This window comes from Deltaproteobacteria bacterium (assembly GCA_009930495.1).
Classification (GTDB): domain Bacteria; phylum Desulfobacterota; class Desulfovibrionia; order Desulfovibrionales; family Desulfomicrobiaceae; genus Desulfomicrobium.
Map to the genome: position 1 here is coordinate 1 of RZYB01000431.1, position 1202 is coordinate 1202.

The window sequence follows — 1202 nt, forward strand, 5'->3', positions numbered from 1 at the left end:
TCCTGGTTGTCCGCCCCGGCCCGAGGGACTTTTGGAAGGCCTGTTCCTGCTCCAGGAGAAAATCTCCGGCAAACGCTGGTGGCCCGAGGCCAAGGGAGGGATCGAACCATGAGCGATCATTTTCTGGCCGCCCTGCCCCATATCGCGGCTACGGCTCAAAACCCGGCCCGAACGGGACTCACCTATTCCATCTTCGTCGCTCCGGAGCATGTCCGCCAGGCCGCGACCCTGTGCCGCCAGCACGGCCTGCATCTGGAAGACGTGACCGTGTCCGAGGTCCGGGAAGGCTCGTTGGTGCTGTATCATTACGATCATTTTGATTGTCCGGGCCGGGTCAGCGTCATGGCCGTGACCCCGGCCAACGCCATCGAGACCGTCTCGGACATCTATCCGGGCGCGGACTGGCATGAGCGCGAATGCTTCGACTTCTACGGCACGGTCTTCACCGGGCACAAAAATCTGCTCCCGCTCCTGTTGCCGCCGGACGTGGAAACGCCGCCGCTCAAAAAGGACGACAAATCCAAGGCGGCCCTGGCGACCCTCTTTCCCTGGGCCGCGCCCCAGGCCGAGAAGGAGGAGGCATGATGTTCAGCAAGGAACAGATCGCCGAGCGCGGCTTTTACACCCAGCATTTTGAGCAAGGACAACAGGAAAACAGCCTCATCCTGAACATGGGGCCGCAACATCCGTCCACCCACGGCGTTCTGCGCGTCATGTTGGAAATTGATGGCGAATATATCCTGCGCGCCGAACCCGTGTTGGGCTACATCCACCGCATGCACGAAAAGATGGCCGAAGTGAAAAACTACGCCCAGTTCATCACCAACATGGGCCGGGTGGACTACCTCCACGCCCTGGCCTGGAACTGGGCCTTTGTCGGCGCGGTCGAAAAACTCGGCGGCACGCCGCCCACGCCACGGGCCGAATACCTGCGCGTCATCACCTGCGAACTGAACCGCATTTCCTCGCATTTGTTGTGGTGGGGCGCGTACCTGCTGGATCTGGGAGCCTTCACGCCCATTCTGTACGCTTTTGACGACCGCGAAGAGCTTCTGGACATCCTCCAGGATCTGACCGGCTCGCGCCTGACCTACGCCTCCTTCACCTTTGGCGGCGTGGTCGCGGACATGGACGACGCCCTGAAAGCCCGTACCCAGGCCTTCATCAAACGCCTGCGCGACCGCCTGCCCATGTACAAGGCC

General features: G+C 61.7%; 3 protein-coding genes. All 3 read left to right on the plus strand.

Features of this window, described 5'->3' with window-relative positions:
- The coding region (locus EOL86_15235; GenBank protein ID NCD26923.1) for an NADH-quinone oxidoreductase subunit B at positions 1-112 on the plus strand (112 nt) is incomplete at its 5' end.
- The gene (locus EOL86_15240) at positions 109-585 is read left to right on the plus strand and encodes an NADH-quinone oxidoreductase subunit C (protein ID NCD26924.1); all 477 of its coding nucleotides are present in this window, start codon (positions 109-111) and stop codon (positions 583-585) included. The genes EOL86_15235 and EOL86_15240, both read left to right, overlap by 4 nt.
- On the plus strand, positions 582-1202 hold a 621-nt coding region (locus EOL86_15245), incomplete at its 3' end, for an NADH-quinone oxidoreductase subunit D (GenBank protein ID NCD26925.1). The genes EOL86_15240 and EOL86_15245, both read left to right, overlap by 4 nt.